Origin of the sequence: Bacillus cereus group sp. BfR-BA-01330 (assembly GCF_022663885.1) — a bacterium.
Taxonomy (GTDB): Bacteria; Bacillota; Bacilli; order Bacillales; family Bacillaceae_G; genus Bacillus_A; species Bacillus_A cereus.
The window spans coordinates 800456-822554 of record NZ_JAKUGK010000001.1; the positions used below are offsets into that span (position 1 = coordinate 800456).

Consider the following 22099-nt stretch of genomic DNA (forward strand, 5'->3'; position numbering starts at 1 on the left):
AACTAGTTTTATTGTGTATCGATTGGAAATGAAATATATAAATTAAAATTAGGTTTTGTTATCGGAAAATTTACAAAAATTTACCGTATATTTACTGTTTTTCAATCTCTCCTTTAAAAATAGAGAGTAATATGAGGTTGTACATATTCTATCACAAGGAGGAAACGCAAATGAACAAATGGGTTAAATCATTAACTGCTATGGCACTTGCAAGTTCTTTATTAATGGTAGGTTGTAGTAAAGGTGAGGACAAGAAGAAAGAAGACGACACAACAACACAACAAGAGGACAAAAAGGATAAAGAAACAAGCGGAACCGAGAAGTCTACTGATTCTAAAGAAAAGAAATAAAGTAATAATAAAGCTTCCTCTTATATATGAGGAAGCTTTTTTGTTGTAAATTGACTGAGATTATTGAAAAATAGAAAGAGAATGAAAGAGGGGGAAAACAAATGAAAGTATGTATATTGGGAGCAACAGGACGAGTAGGTTCAAACATAATTAATTTAGCATTAAAGGATTCAGCTGAAGTGACTGCATTAGCGCGTGATTTAAATAGAATAGAAATACAACATGAAAGGTTAAGAGTGATAGAAGGGAATGTATTGAACGAAAATGATATAAAGAAAGCGATAGAAGGAAGTGATATAGTAATTAGTGCACTTGGAACGGATCAAAATGGAACATTAGCGAAGAGTATGCCACAAATTATAAAGAAAATGGAAGAAGATGGGGTTCGTAGGATCATAACAATAGGAACAGCTGGTATTTTACAAGCAAGAACAGATCTAAATTTATATCGTTTTCAATCAACGGAATCAAAAAGGAAAACGACAACGGCAGCGGAAGATCATTTGGCTGCATATAAGGTACTAAGTAATAGTAATAATTTATGTTGGACAGTTGTTTGTCCGACACATTTAATAGATGGTGAGGCGACAGAGGTATATCGAACTGAAAAAGATATATTGCCAGAGGGTGGATCAAAAATTACAGTGGGTGATACAGCACACTTTGCATGGGATCTATGTAAGAAAAATATATATGAAAATAGTCGAGTAGGTATTGCATATTAAAAAACCATCCCGAAGTCGGGATGGTTAAAAGATGATATAACACAAGAAGATGATAATCATAATGATTTGGAGAATTGCTTTCGCTACTGTACTGCTTAAAAAACCAACTACAGTAGCGACTCCAACTAGAAAAGCATCTTTTGGCGATTTTTTATGTACTAGTTCTGTTATAAATACTGATAAGAACGGTATGATAATAAGTCCGAATGGTGGGAAGAAGAACGAGCCGACAATGATAGAAATCATTCCGACACGTTCACCCCATTTAGAACTACCGTATTTTTTTAAGAAATATCCATTTGCAATAAAATCAGCAACGAAAATGAAAAGAGTGAAAATGACTTGAATAATCCAAAAAGAAGTTGTTAATTCGCCTCCATTTATACCGAAATGGTAAATCAAATATCCAGCCCAGACAGCTAGTATGCCAGGGATAATTGGATAAATAAAGGCGAGAAATGAAACAACGAAACAGGCAATGATACAAATTGTTAATAAAACAGTCACTTTATAGCTCCTTTTTAATATCTAGTTTATGTACAGCAACTTTTTTGACTTGATGTCCATCAAGTTCTAATACTTTAAATTGAAAACCAGCATATTCAATGGAATAGCCAGCTTCAATATTTAAGTCAACTGCTTGAGAGAGAAGCCATCCTCCGATTGTATCTAAATCACTATCATCAATATGTAGGCCAAACATATCATTTACTTCAGAAATAAGCACCTTTCCATCTAAAACAGTAAGCTTAGGTGTACGCTTTTCAATCATAGGTGATTCATCAGCATCGAATTCATCTTGAATTTCTCCAATGATTTCTTCAAGAATATCTTCCATCGTTAAAAGTCCGGCAGTACCACCATATTCATCCATAACGATTGCCATCTGAACGCGATTTTTTTGAAGGTGGACTAACGTTTTACGAATTGGAACTGTTTCAAATACAGTTAGAACAGGATGTATATAAGATTCAAGTGGTTTATAAATACCTTTCGTTTGATCATGGAATACTTCTTTCGTATTGATCATTCCAATGATATCATCTTTATCTTTTTCAATGATTGGATAGCGTGTATATTTTTCAGTAGCGACGATATCCATATTTTCTTCTAACGTATTTTCAGTAGACAAGCAAATCATTTCGGTACGAGGAACCATAATTTCTTTCGCAACTCGATCATCAAATTCAAAAATGTTATTTACATATTTATATTCGGTTTGGTTTATTTCACCGCTTTTAAAACTTTCACCTAAAATGAGTCGCAATTCCTCTTCAGAATGAGCAAGTTCACTTTCCTTCGCAGGTTCTAATCCGAGTAGTTTTGTGAAAAATATAGCTGTACTATTGAGTAGCCAAATGAATGGATACATAATTTTATCAAATAAAATAAGCGGTCTTGCAAATTTGAGTGTGATTGCTTCTGCTTTTTGAATTGCGAAAGACTTTGGAACTAATTCACCTAATACAACGTGGAAAAATGTAATAACACTAAAAGCAATAACAAAAGATAAAGTGTTAGCCATTGTTCCAGTAATATTAATTTTTTCAAAGAGCGGTCGTAGTATATGTTCCACAGTCGGTTCACCAAGCCAACCAAGCCCTAAAGAAGTGATTGTAATTCCGAGCTGACAAGCTGATAAATAAACATCTAAATTAGATAGGACGCTTCTTGCAGCTAAAGCTTGTTTATTACCTTCATTTGCAAGTTGGTCAATTCGACTTTTTCGTACTTTTACAACAGCGAATTCTGATGCAACGAAAAAGCCAGAAATAAGAATAAGTACAAAGATGAGAAAAATATTTAATATGTCCAAGCGTGTTCTCCATTCCAAGGTTTGGAATAAAGATGTCACCTCCTGCAATTATGTTATACTTTTATAATAAATCCAAATGAAAAGAATAGTCAAAGGAAAAGGGTAAATATTGGTATGTTTCTGTAATAGTTTTTGAATTTGCTGTTATTTTGTCCGCTATACAAAAGGAATAACCCCCTACTTTTAGATTATAGAGGGTTATTTTAAATTAAGGTTTTGGAACACTTCTCGTCAAAGTGTATGACTGTTGTTTGGAGTAGTTTGTGGTCCATAGTGTTTGAAGGAAAGAAAGTATGCTATATGGGATATAGAGTAGTAATAAGCCGATTGTAACAATTATGGGTGAATTTCCGCCAAATTGAACGATAAATTGTAACAGTCCATTTGCATGAAAAACGCATTCCATAAAAACGAATGAAAGAATAATGGAACCTAAAATTGATTTATGATTCGAAGTAAGCGCCAAAAACAATGTATCCACAAGAAAAGAATCATGTTTTATTTCATATTCATTTGTGTTTTTTAAGAAAGGAATCCATTTTTTTACTGCTTGCATAACGATAATCATGGAAGTACTACATACGATGATAAATGATGAGTAGTAAGGAAGGTTTATAAATTGTGCGATGTATAGAAGTAGTAATAAGACTGAACATTGTAATACTACAGTGCAAAAAGAGTAAGGAATCCATTTCAATACAGTAGTAAACTTTTTAAACGAATTAGGTACTTTGAAAAATAAATGGCCGATACCCAAACTTATGAAAAATCCGATCGCAAGGGTAAAAGTAAAACGAACAATCGATATAAAATATATTTCCCATATGTAAGGGAATAATGGTGTTGAATGATTAGAAGTATGTATCATTTGGTTTGCTGAGAAAAAGATAGATTCATGCATCCAATCAACCTTTGGAATTGATATAGAAGAAAGCTGTGCGAAGTTTTGAAAAATGCTAATAAATCCATTTTGATAAGAGTAATTGTGTGTAATAAAAAGAGCTGGAATAGGACTTATGGCAAAAATAAAAATAACACCAATTATAAATTTACATATATGTGAGCGTAATAAGGACATATAACCACCTACTCTTAGAATATTCAGAAAATTCTTATTCTTATTTTAGCTTTTTTTGAAAGAAGTTACAATATATTTTTCATTTAGTAATTCAGAGAGAAGATTTGATAGCAAAAATATACAAGTGAAGGATTCATGAATAAATTATGACAAGAAAATGGATAATTTTCAGAAAAATAAAATAAATTATTTATTTTTTTCTGAAAATATAATATAGTTATGGCACAGAAAGTATTTTAACATAAGGAGGCTTTTTATGAGGATTAAAGGGAATTACGTGCCGAAAAGGGAAGTTTTACTGTGCTCAAGTTCGATTACGATTGGGGAAGCGTTAGAGCATTTAAATAAAACGGGGTATCGTTGTGTACCAGTTTTAGATGAAAAAAAAGAGAAATTTTTAGGGAATATATATAAAGTAGATATTTTAGAATATAAAGGATCACTTGATGAGAGTGTAATACAATTATTAAACGATAAAGAAGGATTTGTGAGAGAAGATTCATCTTTCTTTAAAGTATTTTTTACAATAAAAAAATTGCCTTATTTATCAGTAGTTGACGAAAAAGGGGTTTTCCTTGGAATTTTAACGCATAAAAAAGTTTTTGAGTTATTAGAGGATGCATGGGGCGTTCACTCTAGTAAATACTCTGTCATGATTGGAACGCAAGACTATAATGGAGCAATCCAAAAGTTATCGACAGTTTTAAAGAAATACACTGGTATTCAAAGTTTGATGACTTTTGATAATGATGCCTTATTAGTTCGTAGAATTATGTTTACATTAGGAGAAGAGTTTAACGACGGTGAATTAGAGACATTATTGAAAGATTTAGAAGATCACGGATTTAGAGTTGTGTATGTGGAAGAGATGAAAAATCCACGTGAAGTTGAAACGATAGAGTAACATAACAAAAGCCATCTAATTATATATTAGATGGCTTTTGTATGTTACGTGTATAAAGTTATTTGAAAATAACAATCGAATAATAGGTGAGATTATAACAATATTTGTGTAAGAGAATAAAAAATGTAGATAATTTCGATTTTCAAAAAAATCAATTTGAAAATATGTTTTTATTTTGCAACTAAATATGTTACTATATGTGTGATAAAAACAAAGAGGTCTGACATCTACACTCCACGTAATAACACTCTAATGATTTAAAAATTCAAAAAAATCAAAATTCAAAATAATAATTGTATTAATGATTAGAGTAAAAATAAGGGGAATGGAGAAATTATGGAGAAAGACACTGCTTTGTAAGGGGCATATTTTATCATCTTGAGCAGAGAGGAGGATGCATAGCATATTGTAAAATATAGAGATAAACAATGAAAAAGTGCTATGCAAATGAAGAGCATGAAGGGACGTTTAAGGCCAGGTGATACGGTAGCAATTGGTTTAATGCTATTTGCATTATTTTTAGGAGCAGGAAATTTAATTTTTCCGCCAGTTTTAGGTCAACAAGCAGGAGAGAATGTTTGGATTGCTACAATAGGATTCCTTGTAACGGGAGTCGGATTACCCCTACTAGCTGTAACAGCTGTCGCGTTTGTAGAGGGGGACTTGAAAGCGCTATCTTCTAGAGTTCACCCTATATTTGCGTTTATTTTCCCATTGATTAGTTATTTAGCAATTGGACCATTTTTCGCGATTCCTCGTACTGGAGCTGTTTCGTTTGAAATGGGTATGAAGCCGTTTTTATCAGAGGCAATGGTTTCAGAGTGGTACATGCTATTTCTTTTCACGATAGTTTTCTTCGGAATAACGTGGTATTTATCATTAAATCCATCTAAATTAGTGGATTGGTTCGGAAAGTTTCTTACACCATTATTAGTATTAATTGTCGCTGTTATTGTCGGAAAGGCAATTATTGATCCAATTGGAGAGCCAGCTGCGCCGTTAGCTGCTTACAAAGAAAATGCTTTCTTTGGTGGATTTATTCAAGGATATTTAACGATGGATGCAATTAGCGCGCTCGTATTCGGAATTGTCGTTGTACAAGTTATCCGCTCTAAAGGGATAAAAGAGAGTAGTCAAATTGCAAAAATAACAGTAGTATCAGGTATTATTGCTGTACTTGGTTTAACGTTAATTTATTTATCACTTGCTTATCTTGGTTCAACAAGTACATCACTTGGTATCTCAGAAAACGGTGGCCTTATTTTAACGAATGTTGTAAATGAGCTATATGGGACGAGTGGTAAAATTTTATTAGGGCTTGTTATTATACTCGCTTGTTTAACAACTTCTGTTGGGTTAACATCTGCGTGTGCAGGTTTCTTTACAAACTTATTCCCAAAACTTTCGCATAAAACGATTGTAACAATGGTATGTGTATTTAGTTTAATTGTATCTAACCTAGGTTTAACACAATTAATCGCAGTAACATTACCTGTGTTAATGATCATTTATCCAGTTGCAATTGTGTTAATCGTACTTTCGTATTTCCATAAGTGGATTGGGAAGCGTAATACAATTTATATTGGAGCTATTTTAGGTGCATTGTTAATTAGTTTTTTTAATGGTTTAGAAAGTGCGAAAATTAAAATTGACGCGATTTCTAATGTACTACAAATGTTACCGTTATATAACGAAGGAATCGGATGGTTAATTCCATCATGTATTGGCGGGATTCTTGGTTTCTTCTTCTATAAATCAAATGAATCAAGTGAATTACAAAAGAAAGGTGCTTAGGCACCTTTCTTTTTTTGAAGGGGATTTTTGTATTTTGTCTAAGTAATAATTGGGGGGAATGATAAATGGCTAATTTTGAAGATTTTTTAAATTTGGATTTGAGAATTGGAACTGTAATACATGCAGAGGAATTTAAAGAAGCGAGAGTACCAGCGATTAAACTAGCAATAGATTTTGGAGAAATCGGGATAAAGCAGTCAAGTGCTCAAATTACGAAAAGGTATATTCCAGAAGATTTAATCGGTCAACAAATCGTTGCTGTTGTAAACTTTCCACCAAAGCGTGTAGCTGGATTCAAATCAGAAGTGCTTGTGCTTGGTGGTGTTCCTGAAGCTGATGATGTTGTGTTACTTCAGCCTAATATGGAATTGCCAAATGGAACAAAAATTAGCTAGGGTGAAGGTAGGGGCTAATATGGATATCGGACGAGAATATTTGCAATGTGCGATTTCGAACTTTAAAGCAACAAAGAAACAAGGGGAACGGGCACTTTCTCAATTATCATATGAACAAATACAATGGTCTTCTCATGAAGAAACAAATAGTATAGCGATTATTATTAAGCATCTGTACGGTAATATGCGTTCTAGATGGACGGATTTTTTAACGTCTGATGGTGAAAAAACAGATCGTAATCGAGATGGTGAATTTGAAGGATGCTATCATTCAAAAGAAGAAACCCTTATAGCTTGGCAAGAAGGATGGAAATATGTTTTTAATACGATGAATACTTTAACGCCGGAACACTTATTGAAGACGGTATACATTCGCGGTGAAGCACATACTGTCATGCAAGCAATTGAAAGGCAAATTTCTCATTATGCATTGCATATTGGTCAGATTATTTACATTGGGAAGATGTTAAAAGAAAATGAGTGGGAATGTTTAAGTATTCCGAGAGGTCAGTCTGCGCGTTATGTAGAGAAAAAACGTTCAACATAATAATAAGAAAGAAACCGATAAAAAATAGGAAAAAAGAAAGTCAGCCAAATAATAGATGGTTCTGTAATCATAAGAATACTGCCAAAAATAAGTCCATATATAATAAGAAAGAAATTGAAAAGTGTATTCACAGGGAGAAATCGTGAGATAAACACTTGCTGTCGTTTAAAACAATCACTGTGAAATAAATAAAAGCGGAAGTACCATGTGGCTGTAATAAGGTCTTTCTTTCTCACAATTTTTTTTTTGCATGTATGACAGATAAATGGTGGTTGCATTTCATTACGCTCCATTTTTTATTTTCATAATAATGTGAGAAAAAAGTAGGTACAAAGTGTATGTTCCTATATACGCTCCTGCAATAAGGAAAAATGGATTCAGTAAAATTCCATGAATGCTCGTCATGAAAACTAAATCTTGTATTAAAACATCGTATATATTAATGGAAATAATTGTACCAAGTACATATAGTGCCAAGTACGCAGAAATATGTAGCACAATAGAGATTTTTGGTTGCTTAGCGGACAAATAAAAAATGAATGATAGAGCGATTGGTAATATTCCTATTAATAGCTTCAATTCATTTCACCTCATTAACAATATAGCCGAAATTTTAACGGTCTATTCTCTAGGGCTTGTACATAACTTGAAATAGAGAGGTGATAGTATGAATCGGGGCTTTTTTTTTATGAAGTTTACAAATATGCGTAAGTTAGTTTTATTTGTTATTACTACAGTGCTAGCGACTTTTTTTCTTATTAGTCTGATGGTAACCTCTATGAAAGAGACAAAGTCAACGTATTTATATAATTGGTTAAATGAGTTATCGATGAATGGTTACATGTATGTACTTGGAAAAGAGAATCATTATTTTACACAGGAGTATCGAAATTTGAATCAAGATTTTTCAATTTCTTCTTTTCTCTTTTCTATGGCTACAAATATTCGCTTTAATGATGTACGCAGTTTTGTCGGGAAAGAGCTCCCGGGATTTGGTAAGTACGATACAGAAATTGTTATTGCGGGTGAGGGTACAAATTATTCTAACTTACCGATAGAGTCGAGTGTTCCTCTTGAAGAAGTAGTGAAGGAACGGACTAGTGGAACTGGACAAGCACCTAAACAAGATACGAATAAAGAGAAAAAACAGCCGTCCCAAACGACTGGAAAGAGACAAGTTGCGTTTATTTATCATACACATAGCTGGGAATCTTATTTACCTTTACTTAACTTAACGAATGACCCGAATCCGAATAAAGCAACGAGTTCTGTGTCGAATATTTCTATATTAGGAGATCGTTTCCGTGAACAACTAGAAGGTGAAGGGATTGGAGCTACTAACGATAAGAGTGATGTTGGTCAAAAGTTAATAAGTAAAGGTTTAAACAGTAATAGTTCGTATAAAATGTCACGAGAAATTGTGCAGCAAGCTATGGCTGGAAATAAAGATCTTCAATACTTTTTTGATTTGCATCGTGATAGTGCCCGAAAGAATGTAACGACAAAAACAATTGGAGATAAATCATATGCAAAGCTTGCATTTGTAGTAGGGAAAGGAAATAAAAACTATGAAAAAAACTTACAATTAGCGACAGCTTTACATGAGGCGATTAATAAGAAATATCCAGGAGTGAGCCGTGGGGTCATTCAAAAAGGGTTCCAGACAGGAAATGGAATCTATAATCAAGACCTATCAGGACAAGCGATATTAATAGAAGTTGGTGGTGTAGATAATACAGAGGAAGAATTGAATCGATCAATTGATGCACTTGCTAAAGCATTTGGTGAATATTTTTGGCAGGCAGAAAAAGTGAATGGATAAAGTGAAATTTAAATTGGTGAGAGACCTCACCTGATGAGGAGGAATTCACAGTATTTTTGAAAAAACGTAAGTGTAATGCTTGCGTTTTTTCTTTGTAATGATGAGACGTCACAGAATAGACATAATTTGTCGTTGTTATAGTAATATCGAAATTTGTCAATTTATAGCAGGAGATTTACAAAGGGATTTTCAGGAAAGTAGAGAAAATCTTTTTATAAGGAAAACTTTTTATTATGAAACTGGTAGGGTGATTGAAGTGATTAGGGAGATCGAAATAGAAGATGCATCATCATTTTTGCAATTAAGTAAGCAATTAGATGAAGAAACGAAGTTTATGTTATATGAACCAGGAGAAAGAAAAACTACAGCTGAGCAACAAGAAAAAATGATCCATCGCTTTATAGAAAATGAATATGCAACAATATTTGTAGCAGTTGAAGATGAGAGGATAGTAGGTTTTATATTAGTGAATGGAAATAACATTCAAAGAAAGAGGCATGTGGCAACCATTGTAATTGGTATTTTGCAAGAGTATAACGGGCGAGGTATTGGGACGAGATTGTTTAAAGAGGTTGAGAAGTGGGCAAAATTACATGATGTATGGCGTTTAGAATTAACAGTAATGGCCCACAATACAAGAGCTCAGGCACTATATAAAAAAGCTGGATTTGAGAAAGAAGGTGTCAAAAAAGCTGCTCTTATTATCGATGGAAAGGGCATCGATGAGTATGAAATGGCCAAATTATTAAAATAAGAGGTCGTTATATGAAAAAAAGATGGGCACTACTTGGTATTGTAGCTGCAATAATAATTATTGGAGTAGCAGGAATCAATTATAAAATGTATAAGGATAAGCAGGCGCGGGAAGTAAGTGTAAATAGCATATTTCCGAAAGCGAAAGAAACGATTGCTAATATGGATGGAGATATTGCGGTAATTAATAATCCGAATTCAATGCTTGTACTTGTAAATAAAAGTAGGCGTTTACCAGATGGGTATAGACCGCCAGATTTAGTTATTCCGAAAGTGCGCTACTCTAGTGAAGGTGATCAAGAAAAGAAAAAGATGAGAAAAGAGGCAGCGAGGGCGCTTGAGGATATGTTCCAGCAGGCTGACAACGAGCGTATTTTTCTTTTTGCAGTTTCTGGATTTAGATCTTTTGATCGACAAAAAGCATTAAATACGATGTATAAAAAACAAGACGGGGAAGCAAAAACAGCAATGTCTAGCGCGGTTCCTGGCACAAGTGAGCATCAAACTGGACTAGCTATGGATATTACGTCTCAATCTGCTAAATTTCAGTTAGAGACAGTTTTTGGGGAAACGAAAGAAGGTCAGTGGCTTTCTGAAAATGCCCATAAATTTGGTTTTGTGGTTCGATACACAAAAGCGAAAGAAACGATTACGGGCTATCGGTATGAACCATGGCACGTAAGGTATGTGGGAAATCCACAAGCTACATATTTGTATGATAATCAACTGACACTTGAAGAAGTAACAGAGTGAACAATTGAGGGGAGAGATGTACAATGACGATGTTATATAAGAAAAAAGTACATGCATATATTACAAGAGAACAAGAGGGGGTTATGCAATTACTTGTTTTTAAACATCGTGATATACATGAAGCTGGTATTCAAGTGCCAGGGGGAACGGTTGATGAAGGTGAAACGTTAGAAGCTGCTATATTGCGTGAAGTACAGGAAGAATCCGGATTGCGTCATTTATGCATAGAGCGGTTTTTAGCAGATTACATTATACATATGAAAGAAAAACAGGAGTATGAAAAACGCCACTTTTTCCATGTAACTTTACTAACAGATGTAAAGGATACTTGGGAACATATTGTAAGTGCTGGTGAGGAAGATAAAGGATTAGTATTTTGCTATGAATGGGTTGATATTGCAAAATGCCCTGAATTAGCTGGGAAACAAGGTGAGTTTTTACATTTATTAGATGAAGTATACGCACAGTAATGTAAGAGTCTGAAGCGAAGGTTAATCCGTTTCAGACTTTTTTTATTTTTCGGAAAATTAAAGGTGTTTAAATAAGAGTATTGAATTTCTTTAAAGGGATATTAATTTAGGATGTGTTGAGATGAAAAATTGAAAAAGTAAGGGGTATATGTTAAAAAAGTTCATATAAGGGAGAATATAAATGGAAATTCAGTTTAATTCAATCTTAAAAAAGGAATTAACAATTCAAGATATTCAAAATGAAATGGAATCTGGAAAGCTAACTTCAAAAGAGCTAGTGATGTATTATCTCTATAGAATCGCAAAGTATGATCAAGACGGGCCGAAAATCAATTCAATTTTAGAAATCAATCCAGATGCTATTTTTATTGCAGAAGCGTTAGATTATGAAAGAAAGACAAACGGCGTAAGGGGACCATTGCATGGAATACCTGTTTTGCTTAAGGATAATATTGAAACGAATGACTTCATGCATACAAGTGCAGGTACAATAGCTCTAGAACAAAATATAAGCAGTGAAGATGCATTTCTCGTTACTAAACTGCGAGAAGCAGGGGCAGTGATAATAGGAAAAACGAATATGACAGAATTAGCAAATGCAATGTCTTTTGAAATGTGGGCTGGATATAGTGCAAGAGGTGGTCAAACAATCAATCCATATGGAACGGGCAAGGATCATATGTTTGTTGGCGGATCTAGTACAGGATCTGCAATAGCAGTTGCTGCTAACTTTACAGTAGTATCTGTTGGGACAGAAACCGATGCTTCTATTTTGAGCCCCGCTGTTCAAAATTCTGTAGTAGGTATTAAACCGACTGTCGGTTTAATTAGTCGTAGAGGAATTATTCCATTTACTTATTCGCAAGATACAGCTGGACCATTTGCTAGAACGGTAACCGATGCTACTATTTTGCTAGGGAGTTTAACTGGAGTGGATGAGAAAGATGTAGTTACTCACAAAAGTGACGGTAGGGCATATCGGGATTATACATCTTACCTTGATGCAAATGGTTTAAATGGAGCGAAGATTGGTGTGTTTAACGATGCACCAAAAGATTATTACGAAAATGGTGAGTATGATGAAATCTTGTTTAAGGAAACGATCCAAGTATTACGTAATGAAGGAGCGACAGTAGTAGAAAATATTGATATTCCTTCTTTTCATAGAGAATGGAGCTGGGGAGTTCCGCTTTATGAGCTGAAGCATAGTTTAGATAACTATCTTACTAAATTACCTTCTACTATCCCGGTACATTCTATTTCGGAGTTAATGGAGTTTAATAAAAACATAGCAGAAGGAGCTTTAAAATATGGACAAACTAAGTTAGAGGGAAGAAAAGATTTTCCTAATACGTTACGAAATCCAGAATATTTAAATGCGAGATTAGAAGATATATATTTTTCTCAAGAACAAGGCATTGATTTTGCATTGGAAAAATATAATCTTGATGCGATACTGTTTCCTTCCTATATAGGTTCTACTATATGTGCGAAAGCGGGTTATCCGTCTATAGCAATACCAGCAGGGTATATGGAAAGCGGGAGGCCTTTTGGAATTACCATTGCAAGCACTGCCTTTAGTGAAGGGATATTAATTAAATTAGCTTATGCTTTTGAACAAGCGACAAAGCATAGAAAAATCCCCAACTTATCATGAATAGAATAAACAAAGAGGACAGGAATCCCTATCCTCTTTGTTTTAGTGATTAAATTGAAATATCGTTCTGCTCTGTCTTATGATATTTTAATAAACTAAAAGATAAACAAGCGGAACATAAAATAAGAATAGAAGCGATGATATAAATTGTACGAACACCGAACATATCAGTAATAATGCCAATGATAAGCATAGATAGTCCAGAGGCTGTTGAAAGAAGTGCGCCATGTGCTGTATACATTTTTGATAATAAAGAAGGGGCGACACTTGATTGTAAAACAGTCGTTTGGGAAATATCTCTAATTTGATAACAGGGTCCCATTAGAACACATAGAAAAAGCGCAATAAATCCGCTGCTTGTCATACCATATAAAAATGTAAGAATGCTAAATATAAGAGAGCCAATCGACATAGATCGTATTAAATTGTTTTGAATATAGGAACTCATTTTCCAGGCTAATAGACCACCGATTAACGTGCCAACATAATAACTTGTATTAATATATCCCCACCATTCTTCGCCCTTATGAAGGATAGTCGTAACGTATGCCATCGTAATAGCACCAATCCATATTGTCCCTGCGAAAGTTTCGATTAAGTCCATATATGTAACGGTACGGAGAGAAGGATTTTGAAATAGGAGTTTCCAACCTTCCAATAAAACAGTACTTTTGGAAGAGGGAGAATCTGCTATTCTTTCAGTATGTATGGAACTTAATGAAAAATGTAATGCAATGCATCCGAAAATCATTAAAATGTTATTAATCATGAGTGTAGAAGTAGCGCCAATGAGAAGAACGACAATACTCGTAAATGAATAAGCAACGGCTTGCACAATTTGTGTTGAAAAGGAAAAGATACTATTTACTTTTACTAATTTTTCTTTCGGTGTAAGGCGCGGAAGAATACCGTATAATAATGGAGCACTCCACCCGCTACATAATGAAATGACAAAAATAAAAGTTAATAGAGCTATAATGTTTGTGGATAAGACCGGGAACAAAATCATTAATAATAGTAAAAAGACTGTTTTCAACCATTGGAGCGTATATAACAGCGTATAAGATGGAAAACGATTTATTATAAGTGGTGCAGAGATGTTAGCAATTAGATTTGTGATAACTTGTAATAATGGAAAAAGAGCAGTAATAGTAGCTGATTTAGTTGCTATATAAATATGAGTTGTAATAATCATTACATATACGATGTCAGCGAGAGTAATGCATATTTTGGAACCTAAATAGTAGATTAGTGACAGGTTTCTCAATAAGAATATCACCTCTATAAAAAATAGTATTTAATAATTGTAATAATTGTAATTTAAAAATTAAAATTTTTAAAGAATTTAATTTTTTGTCACTTTTTGAAAGGGATTTTCATGTATAATGAAGAATATATTGATATAGTATTATATTAATGATCATTGTAACAGTGAATATGTACAATAGCTTGTAGCAAACGCCCAAGTGTAAGAAAGGGCGGATAAACCATTCTTTTCTTCATATACATATAGAAAATGAGAAAGAAAGTGAGGGTTGCATATGGCTGCTTGGGTAATTTGGTTTATAATAGCTGGTATTTTATTTATCGCGGAAATGTTGTCGATTACATTTTACATGCTTTGGCTTGGAATTGGAGCTGTTGTCGGAGGTCTTATTGCTTTGTTTGCTCCTGATGCACTACTGTTACAAGTTACTGTTGGTGCAATTGTAAGTTTAACTTTGACATTCTTTACGAAAAGAATTTCAAAAAACTTTCGAGAAGCAAAAGGTTTTACTGATACAGTAGATATGCTTGTTGGTAAAAGAGGGATTGTTATGCAAGCGATTACAAATGAAGCGAATGGTATTGTGAAGGTGGATGGAGATACTTGGACAGCTATTGCAGATTCTTCAATTGATGCTGGAGAAAAAGTCGTTGTTATAAAGAGGCATAGTACTATATTACAAGTGAAAAAGGAGAGTGAATAAATATGGTAGCATTAACGTTAACGATTATATTCGCACTAATTGTAGTTACATTTATCGCATTAACAATTAAAATTATTCCTCAGCAAAAAGTTGGGGTTGTTGAAAGATTTGGTAAGTTTCAACGTATAATGCACCCAGGGTTAAATATTTTAATACCAATTGTAGATCGTGTTCGTGTATATCATGACTTACGCATTCAACAAACGAATGTACCACCGCAAAAGGTAATTACGAAAGATAATGTTCAAGTAGAGATTGATACAATTATTTTCTATCAAATTGTTGAACCAGAACTTGCGACATATGGTATTTCAAACTATGAATATGGTGTTCGTAATATTACTTCAGCAACGATGCGTCAAATCATCGGTAAAATGGAACTGGATGAAACGTTATCTGGTCGTGAAAAAATTTCAACAGAAATCCGCTTAGCGCTTGATGAAGCAACAGAAAAATGGGGCGTACGTATTGAACGTGTCGAAGTTGTTGATATTAACCCGCCAAAAGATGTGCAAGCATCAATGGAAAAACAAATGAAGGCTGAGCGTAATAAACGTGCGATTATTTTAGAAGCTGAAGCAGCAAAACAAGATAAAGTCCTTCGCGCTGAAGGGGAAAAGCAAAGTAAAATCTTGATGGCTGAAGGGGATAAAGAAGCGCGTATTCGCGAAGCTGAAGGTATAAAAGAAGCAAAAGAATTAGAAGCACAAGGGGAAGCACGAGCAATTGAAGAAATTGCAAAAGCAGAACAAAATCGTATTGAATTGCTTCGTGAAGCGAATTTGGATGAGCGTATACTTGCTTACAAATCATTTGAATCATTAGCTGAAGTTGCAAAAGGACCAGCAAATAAAGTCTTTATTCCGTCTAATGCAATTGAAACACTTGGTACTCTTGGGGCAATTGGAGAAATATTTAAAGAAAAACAAGCGAAGAAACTACCTTCAAATGATACAGGAAAAGAACAATAAAAGTGAGGAAGAGAAATGGTATACCATTTCTCTTTTTTTTTGTGCGTATATTCTGAAAAGCTTGTACATATCCATGTATAAAGAAGGTGATGCAGTGAAAAAGTATGCAACTCGAATACATGGGAAGAAGCTGATTTCGTTACTCCTTTTATATGCGCTAATAGTAATTATGATAGCGTCGATTTTGACGTCATTTTTACATACAATGAAATCGAATTATGCAAATCAATGGTTTGGAAAAGTATCGATGCAAGGTTTTGTTCAAATGATAGAAAGTGAGAATCGCTATTACGGATTTGATTATTTTAAGAAGAATAAAAGAGAGTCAGTTGGGAATTTAATGTTCTCTATCGCGACAGATTTGAAAATTAAAGATTTAAGAACATTCGTCGGTAAAGAAGTACCTGGTATGTCAAAGTATTATTCTAATATTATCGTAGCTGGGGAAGGGACAAACTTGACAAATATCCCAAATGAATCTAGTGTACCGATTGAAGAAGTAACGAAAGAACGGGAAATAGCAAAAGATAAAGTTACAGAAGCGGAAAAGAATAATCCGGTTCAGAAAAAGAACGGAGCGAAAAAAGGTGAAAGTGCAGTATATATTTATCATACACATAGCTGGGAATCCTTCTTTCCATTATTACCAGGGGCAACTGATCCATCTAGCCCAGATGTAAATGTGTCTTTACTAGGAAAACGTATGAAAGAGCAACTTGAAGGACAAGGAATTCCGGTAGTTCATGATAAAACGAATATGGGTGATTTATTAGCGAGTAAAAAGTGGGTATGGTATCAGTCATATAAAGCGTCTCATGAATATGTAAAAGAAGCATTAGCACAAAATAATAAAATTGCGTTTCCGATTGATATACACCGTGACGATCAGCGTAAGAAAGTAACAACAAAAGTAATTAACGGAAAATCGTATGCAAGATTATATTTTATAATTGGGATGGAAAATGAAGGCCGTGCTGAAAATGAAAAAATTGCAAGAGCGATCAATAGTTATTTAGATGAAAACTATTACGGATTAAGTAGAGGGATTTTTCCAAAGTATAAAAAAGATGGAAATGGCGTTTATAACCAAGATTTATCGAAAAATGCGATGTTAATTGAAGTTGGTGGTGTTGATAATACGTTAGATGAATTATATAACACAATTGATGTGTTAACAGAAGCGTTTAGTAAATATTATTGGAATGATGCGGAAAAAGTGAATGGATGAGGGACGGGAGACCGTTCCTTTTTTATTTTGGAATCTTAAAATGTGATATAATGGAATTTTATGAATGTTAAATAAAGGGAGAGAGAAACATGCAAATACTACTAATACGCCACGGAGAATCAGAAGCTGATATTTTACATGTGCATGAAGGTCGAGCTGATTTTGAGTTAACTGACAAAGGGAGACAACAAGTACAAAGACTTGTACAGAAAGTGAAGAAAGATTTTGCACCAGATTTCATTTGGGCAAGCACATTAAAACGCGCTCGTGAAACGGGTGAAACATTAGCAGAAGCAATTGGTTGTCCAATTCAATTAGAAGAGGAATTAATGGAGTTTAATAATGGAGTGCAAGCAGGCTTATCATTTGAAGAAGCAAAGAAATATCCAGAGCCAAAGTTTCTTCATGATCGTTTTGAAAACGGGGAATCGTTTATTGAGTTTCGAATGAGAATAGAAGGAATCTTTTCTAAAATCTTGACAGAGAATACATATGACCGAATTGCAATTGTTGCCCATGGGGGCGTAATTAATAGTCTATTACGTGCATTTTTCAAAATGCCAATTTCAATGGACTACTATTTCAAAATGGGAGATACGGGAATAAGTTTAATTGAAATTGAGGGTGAACAAAAAACGGTGCATTTCATTAATGATACGAATCATTTGGACGGGATGTAAAGACTTATGTACAAAGTTGTATTTTTCGATGTTGACGGTACGTTATTAAGTGAGATTGATAGAAGCATGCACGAAAGTACAAAAGAAGCGGTACAAAGATTAATAGATAAAGGAATTCACGTAGTTGTTACAACTGGAAGACCATATAGTTTATGCTCACAATTTAAGGAACTAGGTATAAATACGTTTATTTCAGCAAATGGTGCACATATAAAATGTGGGAAAGAAGTTATACATAAATCAGTACTTTCAAGCGAAATCGTTCATGATATTTCAAATTTTGCTGAATTACATGGTCACAGTGTTTCTTACTTTACAGAAGAATTTGCAATGAATAATATTGCTTCCAAAGATGAACGTGTCATGCGAGCGTTAAATGAAACCTTAAATTTAGAGCAGTATCCTGACAAAGTTAGAAACTTATCAGATGAGATGTATTGCATATGTCTGTATGCTGATGATACAGAAGCTCAAAAATTCATTGAAAGATATCCAGCACTTACGTTTGAGCGTTTTCATGGTTACGTTATAAATGTATTGGAAGATAGTAAAGTATCGAAGCTAACTGCAATTCAAAAAGTATTGGAACATTTAAACATTAGTAAATTAGAAGCCATTGCTTTTGGCGATGGTGGAAATGATATTGAGATGTTGCAGTATGTAGGATTAGGAGTTGCGATGGGAAATGGTGGAGAGGAGTTGAAGAGAAGGGCTGATTTCGTTACAACGAAGGCGAGTGAAGGCGGAATTTCTTATGCCTTAAAGAAGTTGCGCATTATTTAAAACTAATAGTTAGTCAGTGTGAAAAATCCTGTTTTATTAATGGCTTTTGTTAATATGTATACTGTTTTAGGGAATTATTTGAGCTCTCCTACTTACAATTTAACTGCAGAACAAATCCTTTATTTTCGCTTAGCAGGGCTGTTTGGTATGTTGCTCTCACCACTTGCAGGTCGTTTAACAAAGAGGTTTGAAGTAAGGAAAGTTCTTCAAGGAGGATTGTTGATTGCTATTTTTAGTCTAAGTTCAATAGGCTTTGTTTCGTATCTATCTCTACTTGTAATGATGAGTGTCTGTTTTGTAATAGGTATTGCTATATCCGTTCCGTCTTTAGTTTCTCTTGTAGGTCAATTAGGAGGGGAAATTAGGAATGATACTTTTTATTGGTTTTGTAGCTTCTCTATTTATAATTAATGAATGAGTGGAAAATCACTCAAATAAAGGAATGCGAGGATCGTTCATATGCTCGCATAATAAAATATGAATTTGTCCACGATGATGATAAAAGTGTGCAACGATTTCAAGTAACCATTCAAAGCGCGAATAAGAAATACCCCAATAGGCAGTCATAACTTCTGCTAATTCTATTTGGGAGTAGGAAAGAAATGTTTTAGAGAGAAGGTTGTAACCTTCAATCATCGTTTGTTGCATGTGAGCAACTGTTACGGGGGTACGTTCTATATAAAAGGTATGTAATTCTTTTTCTGGAATACCATTTAAAATGAGTAAATCAGCATGACAAATAAGAGAAAGATGTGCACACATTTCAAATAATGATCGTTTTGAGTGAATCGGTTGTATTTTTAAATCGTTTTCACTATATTGGTTAAGCATATCAATAGAAGTATCAATAGCAACTTTTAGTTGATGCAATGCAGATTGAACAAACATTGTAATTCTCCTCGTCTCCGTATATAATAGTTTCTTGAGGATATTATATCATACTCAAAATTCCGAAAATTCTAGTAGTTTGACTAGCATAATGAAAAGTATTATATTGTAAAAGGTCATATGAAACGTGAAATAGAATGGAATGCAATTATTGAGTTAGGAGTTAGACCAATGAGTTTGAAATATGGAAGAGATACAATTGTAGAAATTGACTTAAATGCTGTAAAACATAATGTAAAAGAATTTAAAAAACATGTAAATGATGAAGAAATTAAGATGATGGCTGCTGTAAAAGCGAATGGGTATGGCCATGGGGCAGTTGAAGTTGCCAAAGCTGCAATTGAAGCTGGGATACATCAACTTGCAGTTGCATTTGTAGATGAAGCAATAGAATTAAGAGAAGCAGGAATTACTGTGCCGATTTTAATTTTAGGATACACACCAGTAGCGGCTGTAGAAGATGTAATTCAATATGACGTTATGATGACTGTTTATAGAGTAGAAGATTTACATGGTATAAATGAAATTGCAAACCGTCTTCAAAAGAAAGTACAAATTCAAGTGAAAATTGATACAGGAATGAGTCGTATCGGTTTACAAGAAGAAGAAGTTAAACCATTTTTAGAAGAATTAAACCGTATGGAGTATGTAGAGGTAGTAGGGATATTTACGCATTACTCTACGGCAGATGAAATCGATAAATCATATACGAATATGCAAACAAGTTTATTTGAAAAAGCTGTTAATACAGCGAAAGAATTAGGAATTCAAATACCATATATTCATAGTTCAAATAGTGCGGGGTCAATGGAATTAAGTAACACATTTCAAAATATGGTACGCGTTGGAATAGGTGTGTACGGTATGTATCCGTCAAAAGAAGTGGATCATTCAGTCGTTTCTTTACAGCCTGCGTTGTCGTTAAAATCAAAAGTAGCTCATATTAAACATGCGAAGAAGAATCGTGGTGTAAGTTATGGGAATACGTATGTAACAACTGGTGAAGAATGGATTGCGACTGTACCAATTGGTTATGCTGATGGTTATAATCGTCAATTATCTAATAAAGGCTATGCGTTAATTAATGGGGTTCGAGTACCTGTTATTGGCCGTGTTTGTATGGATCAGTTAATGTTGGATGTTTCAAAAGCGATGCCAGTACAAGTAGGAGACGAAGTAGTATTCTACGGTAAACAAGGTGAAGAAAATATCGCAGTAGAAGAAATAGCGGATATGTTAGGTACAATAAACTATGAAGTTACATGTATGCTAGATAGAAGAATTCCGCGTGTCTATAAAGAAAATGACGAAACAACTGCAGTTGTAAATATATTAAGAAAAAACTGAATCATTTCGATTCAGTTTTTTTTATTCATATCAAATGCGAATATACCCTCGTTATGTAATACGGAGTAAACTTTGTGAAACACACTTTTTAGTTCATCTAAATTAAACTATCACCGGCAGAGATGACCAGTCCCGCAACAAAGATCTAATATACGAGAGTAGGGAAGAGCATCTTGTAAAACGAGGCTGGGTAGGAGTATTAAACAAAATGTCTCCAATGTTTATTATAGATGTTTGCTAAAATATCATAATTAGAATAAATTGTTTTTTTAACATATGTATTCACCTAAAAATTCATTAAATTATAATAGTCATGCCTCGTTTTAATTTCAAAACCACATTGTGTATATAGTTTTAAAGCGTGGATATTTTTCGTTTCGACGTCTAATTCAATTGTTGAAACTCCTTCTGTAATAAGGGTATGTACTGTATTACAAAGAATATCTTTTCCGTATCCTTTACCTTGATAAGAAGGATGAACGGCGAATCCTGATAGTGTAGTAGATTGCTCTTGTTTAGAAACTGTAATTGTTCCTATCACTTTTTCAGCAATAAGGGCACTGTAAACTTGATGGGAAGATGAATTCATCATTTTTTGTAACCATGTAGCCGTATTTTCTACTGAATCACCAAAAGCTTTACTAGAGATTTTAATAAGGTCAAGAAGTGATTCTGAAGGTGCAAGAGTAAGCTGTATATTATTATCTGTTGTTTTTTGAATTTCGTTTGTTTTGAACTCCATACTATATTCACTATATAAATATGGTAACTTCATATGTTTTACAAATTCATTCCCAGAAATAGAATCCCCATTAATAATAAGAAGAGCTTCATCTGTCTCTCTATTTTGTATTTCTTTCATTGCAGTTTGTAAAAGGATAGTTCCGAAATGTTGTTTTCTAAAATGAGGATGTACAAAGCCTATTAGTTCAAGCTTTGTTGGTCTTTCGAAATCATACATATTTAAAGCGCCAATTAATTGAGTACCGTTATAAAGAAGAAAAACGTTTATATAATCTTCATTTCGATTTTTTAAAAAGTTGATATGTAAATCTGAAGAGTAATCAAGGTTATCTTGTTGTCCGCAAATATAAGCTAAATCCTTCATTTGCTGTATTTCACTTTCTGTTACAGAACGCTTTTTCTGAATATCCATTGTATACTCCCT

General features: G+C 33.8%; 26 protein-coding genes and 1 pseudogene. 18 read left to right on the forward strand and 9 right to left on the reverse strand.

Going from position 1 to position 22099, the window contains the following annotated elements; translation table 11 throughout:
* Positions 1 to 170 precede the first annotated feature (170 nt).
* Positions 171 to 350: a hypothetical protein gene (locus tag MR112_RS04100; protein ID WP_001045960.1), complete on the forward strand. Its 180-nt coding sequence runs from the start codon at positions 171 to 173 to the stop codon at positions 348 to 350.
* 101 nt (positions 351 to 451) lie between these two features.
* A complete protein-coding gene (locus MR112_RS04105; protein ID WP_000861645.1) occupies positions 452 to 1075 on the forward strand; it encodes an NAD(P)-dependent oxidoreductase in 624 nt (207 codons plus the stop codon).
* Between the two features lie 24 nt (positions 1076 to 1099).
* Here MR112_RS04105 and MR112_RS04110 read toward each other — a convergent pair whose 3' ends face one another.
* From MR112_RS04110 to MR112_RS04120, 3 genes are all read right to left on the reverse strand, one after another.
* The gene (locus tag MR112_RS04110) at positions 1100 to 1582 is read right to left on the reverse strand and encodes a DUF456 domain-containing protein (protein WP_000217339.1); all 483 of its coding nucleotides are present in this window, start codon (positions 1580 to 1582) and stop codon (positions 1100 to 1102) included.
* A 1-nt stretch (position 1583) separates the two neighbouring features.
* Positions 1584 to 2891, reverse strand: a complete 1308-nt coding sequence (locus tag MR112_RS04115; RefSeq protein ID WP_000353738.1) for a hemolysin family protein — start codon at positions 2889 to 2891, stop codon at positions 1584 to 1586.
* Positions 2892 to 3099: 208 nt separating this feature from the next.
* Positions 3100 to 3969, reverse strand: a complete 870-nt coding sequence (locus MR112_RS04120; RefSeq protein ID WP_000055265.1) for a hypothetical protein — start codon at positions 3967 to 3969, stop codon at positions 3100 to 3102.
* Positions 3970 to 4225: 256 nt separating this feature from the next.
* Here MR112_RS04120 and cbpA point away from each other — a divergent pair, with 256 nt between their 5' ends.
* The 4 genes from cbpA to MR112_RS04140 all read left to right on the forward strand — a co-directional run bounded on the left by cbpA (position 4226) and on the right by MR112_RS04140 (position 7609).
* The gene (gene cbpA / locus MR112_RS04125) at positions 4226 to 4873 is read left to right on the forward strand and encodes a cyclic di-AMP binding protein CbpA (RefSeq protein WP_001220526.1); all 648 of its coding nucleotides are present in this window, start codon (positions 4226 to 4228) and stop codon (positions 4871 to 4873) included.
* A 456-nt stretch (positions 4874 to 5329) separates the two neighbouring features.
* Positions 5330 to 6667 carry a branched-chain amino acid transport system II carrier protein BrnQ4 gene (gene brnQ4, locus MR112_RS04130; RefSeq protein ID WP_011110049.1) on the forward strand — a complete coding sequence of 446 codons (1338 nt, stop codon included), beginning with the start codon at positions 5330 to 5332 and terminating at the stop codon, positions 6665 to 6667.
* A gap of 65 nt (positions 6668 to 6732) precedes the next feature.
* Positions 6733 to 7062, forward strand: a complete 330-nt coding sequence (gene csaA, locus MR112_RS04135) for a chaperone CsaA (RefSeq protein WP_001263013.1) — start codon at positions 6733 to 6735, stop codon at positions 7060 to 7062.
* Positions 7043 to 7609, forward strand: coding sequence for a DUF1572 domain-containing protein (locus MR112_RS04140; RefSeq protein WP_242244795.1), 567 nt, complete (start codon positions 7043 to 7045; stop codon positions 7607 to 7609). The genes csaA and MR112_RS04140 overlap by 20 nt, the downstream gene beginning before the upstream one ends.
* Here the strand turns inward: MR112_RS04140 and MR112_RS04145 are convergent.
* Together MR112_RS04145 and MR112_RS04150 are read right to left on the reverse strand one after the other, a co-directional pair.
* The gene (locus MR112_RS04145; RefSeq protein WP_002178927.1) at positions 7582 to 7887 is read right to left on the reverse strand and encodes a hypothetical protein; all 306 of its coding nucleotides are present in this window, start codon (positions 7885 to 7887) and stop codon (positions 7582 to 7584) included. The genes MR112_RS04140 and MR112_RS04145 overlap by 28 nt on opposite strands.
* A gap of 4 nt (positions 7888 to 7891) precedes the next feature.
* Positions 7892 to 8188 (reverse strand): hypothetical protein, encoded by a 297-nt coding sequence (locus MR112_RS04150; protein WP_088322216.1) that lies wholly within the window; start codon positions 8186 to 8188, stop codon positions 7892 to 7894.
* 88 nt (positions 8189 to 8276) lie between these two features.
* On the opposite strand from MR112_RS04150, the gene spoIIP (MR112_RS04155) reads away from it, so the two are divergent.
* The 5 genes from spoIIP (MR112_RS04155) to MR112_RS04175 all read left to right on the forward strand — a co-directional run bounded on the left by spoIIP (MR112_RS04155) (position 8277) and on the right by MR112_RS04175 (position 13064).
* Positions 8277 to 9431: a stage II sporulation protein P gene (gene spoIIP / locus MR112_RS04155; protein WP_001079278.1), complete on the forward strand. Its 1155-nt coding sequence runs from the start codon at positions 8277 to 8279 to the stop codon at positions 9429 to 9431.
* A 256-nt stretch (positions 9432 to 9687) separates the two neighbouring features.
* On the forward strand, positions 9688 to 10185 hold the full coding sequence (locus MR112_RS04160) for a GNAT family N-acetyltransferase (RefSeq protein WP_000617576.1): 498 nt from the start codon (positions 9688 to 9690) through the stop codon (positions 10183 to 10185).
* An 11-nt stretch (positions 10186 to 10196) separates the two neighbouring features.
* Positions 10197 to 10937 carry a M15 family metallopeptidase gene (locus tag MR112_RS04165; protein ID WP_000747647.1) on the forward strand — a complete coding sequence of 247 codons (741 nt, stop codon included), beginning with the start codon at positions 10197 to 10199 and terminating at the stop codon, positions 10935 to 10937.
* A 23-nt stretch (positions 10938 to 10960) separates the two neighbouring features.
* Positions 10961 to 11407, forward strand: coding sequence for an NUDIX hydrolase (locus MR112_RS04170; protein WP_000178293.1), 447 nt, complete (start codon positions 10961 to 10963; stop codon positions 11405 to 11407).
* 181 nt (positions 11408 to 11588) lie between these two features.
* Entirely contained in the window at positions 11589 to 13064 is a 1476-nt protein-coding gene (locus MR112_RS04175) for an amidase family protein (RefSeq protein ID WP_242244796.1), read from the forward strand.
* Positions 13065 to 13113: 49 nt separating this feature from the next.
* Here the strand turns inward: MR112_RS04175 and MR112_RS04180 are convergent, their stop codons facing one another.
* On the reverse strand, positions 13114 to 14331 hold the full coding sequence (locus tag MR112_RS04180; protein ID WP_242244797.1) for an MFS transporter: 1218 nt from the start codon (positions 14329 to 14331) through the stop codon (positions 13114 to 13116).
* A 274-nt stretch (positions 14332 to 14605) separates the two neighbouring features.
* Here MR112_RS04180 and MR112_RS04185 point away from each other — a divergent pair, with 274 nt between their 5' ends.
* The 6 genes from MR112_RS04185 to MR112_RS04210 all read left to right on the forward strand — a co-directional run bounded on the left by MR112_RS04185 (position 14606) and on the right by MR112_RS04210 (position 19107).
* Positions 14606 to 15034, forward strand: a complete 429-nt coding sequence (locus MR112_RS04185; protein WP_000741976.1) for an NfeD family protein — start codon at positions 14606 to 14608, stop codon at positions 15032 to 15034.
* Positions 15035 to 15036: 2 nt separating this feature from the next.
* Positions 15037 to 16005, forward strand: coding sequence for an SPFH domain-containing protein (locus MR112_RS04190; protein ID WP_000226252.1), 969 nt, complete (start codon positions 15037 to 15039; stop codon positions 16003 to 16005).
* Positions 15983 to 17233 carry a stage II sporulation protein P gene (gene spoIIP / locus MR112_RS04195; protein ID WP_370658485.1) on the forward strand — a complete coding sequence of 417 codons (1251 nt, stop codon included), beginning with the start codon at positions 15983 to 15985 and terminating at the stop codon, positions 17231 to 17233. The genes MR112_RS04190 and spoIIP (MR112_RS04195) overlap by 23 nt, the downstream gene beginning before the upstream one ends.
* A gap of 89 nt (positions 17234 to 17322) precedes the next feature.
* Entirely contained in the window at positions 17323 to 17913 is a 591-nt protein-coding gene (locus MR112_RS04200; RefSeq protein WP_001166435.1) for a histidine phosphatase family protein, read from the forward strand.
* 6 nt (positions 17914 to 17919) lie between these two features.
* A complete protein-coding gene (locus tag MR112_RS04205) occupies positions 17920 to 18696 on the forward strand; it encodes a Cof-type HAD-IIB family hydrolase (protein WP_000278973.1) in 777 nt (258 codons plus the stop codon).
* A 39-nt stretch (positions 18697 to 18735) separates the two neighbouring features.
* Positions 18736 to 19107 carry an MFS transporter gene (locus tag MR112_RS04210; protein ID WP_011110050.1) on the forward strand — a complete coding sequence of 124 codons (372 nt, stop codon included), beginning with the start codon at positions 18736 to 18738 and terminating at the stop codon, positions 19105 to 19107.
* A gap of 15 nt (positions 19108 to 19122) precedes the next feature.
* Here MR112_RS04210 and MR112_RS04215 read toward each other — a convergent pair whose 3' ends face one another.
* Complete coding sequence (locus MR112_RS04215; protein ID WP_000497991.1) at positions 19123 to 19584, reverse strand: DinB family protein; 462 nt, start codon at positions 19582 to 19584, stop codon at positions 19123 to 19125.
* Between the two features lie 171 nt (positions 19585 to 19755).
* Between MR112_RS04215 and alr the strand changes: the two genes are divergently transcribed.
* Positions 19756 to 20931, forward strand: a complete 1176-nt coding sequence (alr, locus tag MR112_RS04220) for an alanine racemase (protein ID WP_002182683.1) — start codon at positions 19756 to 19758, stop codon at positions 20929 to 20931.
* 23 nt (positions 20932 to 20954) lie between these two features.
* Here alr and MR112_RS04225 read toward each other — a convergent pair.
* A pseudogene (locus tag MR112_RS04225) lies at positions 20955 to 21217 on the reverse strand (class I SAM-dependent methyltransferase); the annotation flags it as partial.
* Positions 21218 to 22087: a GNAT family N-acetyltransferase gene (locus MR112_RS04230; protein ID WP_242244798.1), complete on the reverse strand. Its 870-nt coding sequence runs from the start codon at positions 22085 to 22087 to the stop codon at positions 21218 to 21220.
* Between the last annotated feature and the right edge of the window lie 12 nt (positions 22088 to 22099).

Excerpts from the sequence above, each read along its gene's own strand:
- csaA (WP_001263013.1), top strand. The coding sequence starts at position 6,733 with ATGGCTAATTTTGAAGATTTTTTAAATTTGGATTTGAGAATTGGAACT.
- MR112_RS04165 (WP_000747647.1), top strand. The coding sequence starts at position 10,197 with ATGAAAAAAAGATGGGCACTACTTGGTATTGTAGCTGCAATAATAATT.
- brnQ4 (WP_011110049.1), top strand. The coding sequence starts at position 5,330 with ATGAAGGGACGTTTAAGGCCAGGTGATACGGTAGCAATTGGTTTAATG.
- cbpA (WP_001220526.1), top strand. The coding sequence starts at position 4,226 with ATGAGGATTAAAGGGAATTACGTGCCGAAAAGGGAAGTTTTACTGTGC.
- spoIIP (WP_001079278.1), top strand. The coding sequence starts at position 8,277 with ATGAATCGGGGCTTTTTTTTTATGAAGTTTACAAATATGCGTAAGTTA.
- MR112_RS04145 (WP_002178927.1), bottom strand. The coding sequence starts at position 7,887 with ATGCAACCACCATTTATCTGTCATACATGCAAAAAAAAAATTGTGAGA.
- MR112_RS04205 (WP_000278973.1), top strand. The coding sequence starts at position 17,920 with ATGTACAAAGTTGTATTTTTCGATGTTGACGGTACGTTATTAAGTGAG.
- MR112_RS04190 (WP_000226252.1), top strand. The coding sequence starts at position 15,037 with ATGGTAGCATTAACGTTAACGATTATATTCGCACTAATTGTAGTTACA.
- MR112_RS04120 (WP_000055265.1), bottom strand. The coding sequence starts at position 3,969 with ATGTCCTTATTACGCTCACATATATGTAAATTTATAATTGGTGTTATT.
- MR112_RS04215 (WP_000497991.1), bottom strand. The coding sequence starts at position 19,584 with ATGTTTGTTCAATCTGCATTGCATCAACTAAAAGTTGCTATTGATACT.
- MR112_RS04100 (WP_001045960.1), top strand. The coding sequence starts at position 171 with ATGAACAAATGGGTTAAATCATTAACTGCTATGGCACTTGCAAGTTCT.
- MR112_RS04210 (WP_011110050.1), top strand. The coding sequence starts at position 18,736 with ATGGCTTTTGTTAATATGTATACTGTTTTAGGGAATTATTTGAGCTCT.
- MR112_RS04140 (WP_242244795.1), top strand. The coding sequence starts at position 7,043 with ATGGAACAAAAATTAGCTAGGGTGAAGGTAGGGGCTAATATGGATATC.
- MR112_RS04175 (WP_242244796.1), top strand. The coding sequence starts at position 11,589 with ATGGAAATTCAGTTTAATTCAATCTTAAAAAAGGAATTAACAATTCAA.
- MR112_RS04230 (WP_242244798.1), bottom strand. The coding sequence starts at position 22,087 with ATGGATATTCAGAAAAAGCGTTCTGTAACAGAAAGTGAAATACAGCAA.
- alr (WP_002182683.1), top strand. The coding sequence starts at position 19,756 with ATGAGTTTGAAATATGGAAGAGATACAATTGTAGAAATTGACTTAAAT.
- spoIIP (WP_370658485.1), top strand. The coding sequence starts at position 15,983 with ATGATACAGGAAAAGAACAATAAAAGTGAGGAAGAGAAATGGTATACC.
- MR112_RS04185 (WP_000741976.1), top strand. The coding sequence starts at position 14,606 with ATGGCTGCTTGGGTAATTTGGTTTATAATAGCTGGTATTTTATTTATC.
- MR112_RS04105 (WP_000861645.1), top strand. The coding sequence starts at position 452 with ATGAAAGTATGTATATTGGGAGCAACAGGACGAGTAGGTTCAAACATA.
- MR112_RS04170 (WP_000178293.1), top strand. The coding sequence starts at position 10,961 with ATGACGATGTTATATAAGAAAAAAGTACATGCATATATTACAAGAGAA.
- MR112_RS04200 (WP_001166435.1), top strand. The coding sequence starts at position 17,323 with ATGCAAATACTACTAATACGCCACGGAGAATCAGAAGCTGATATTTTA.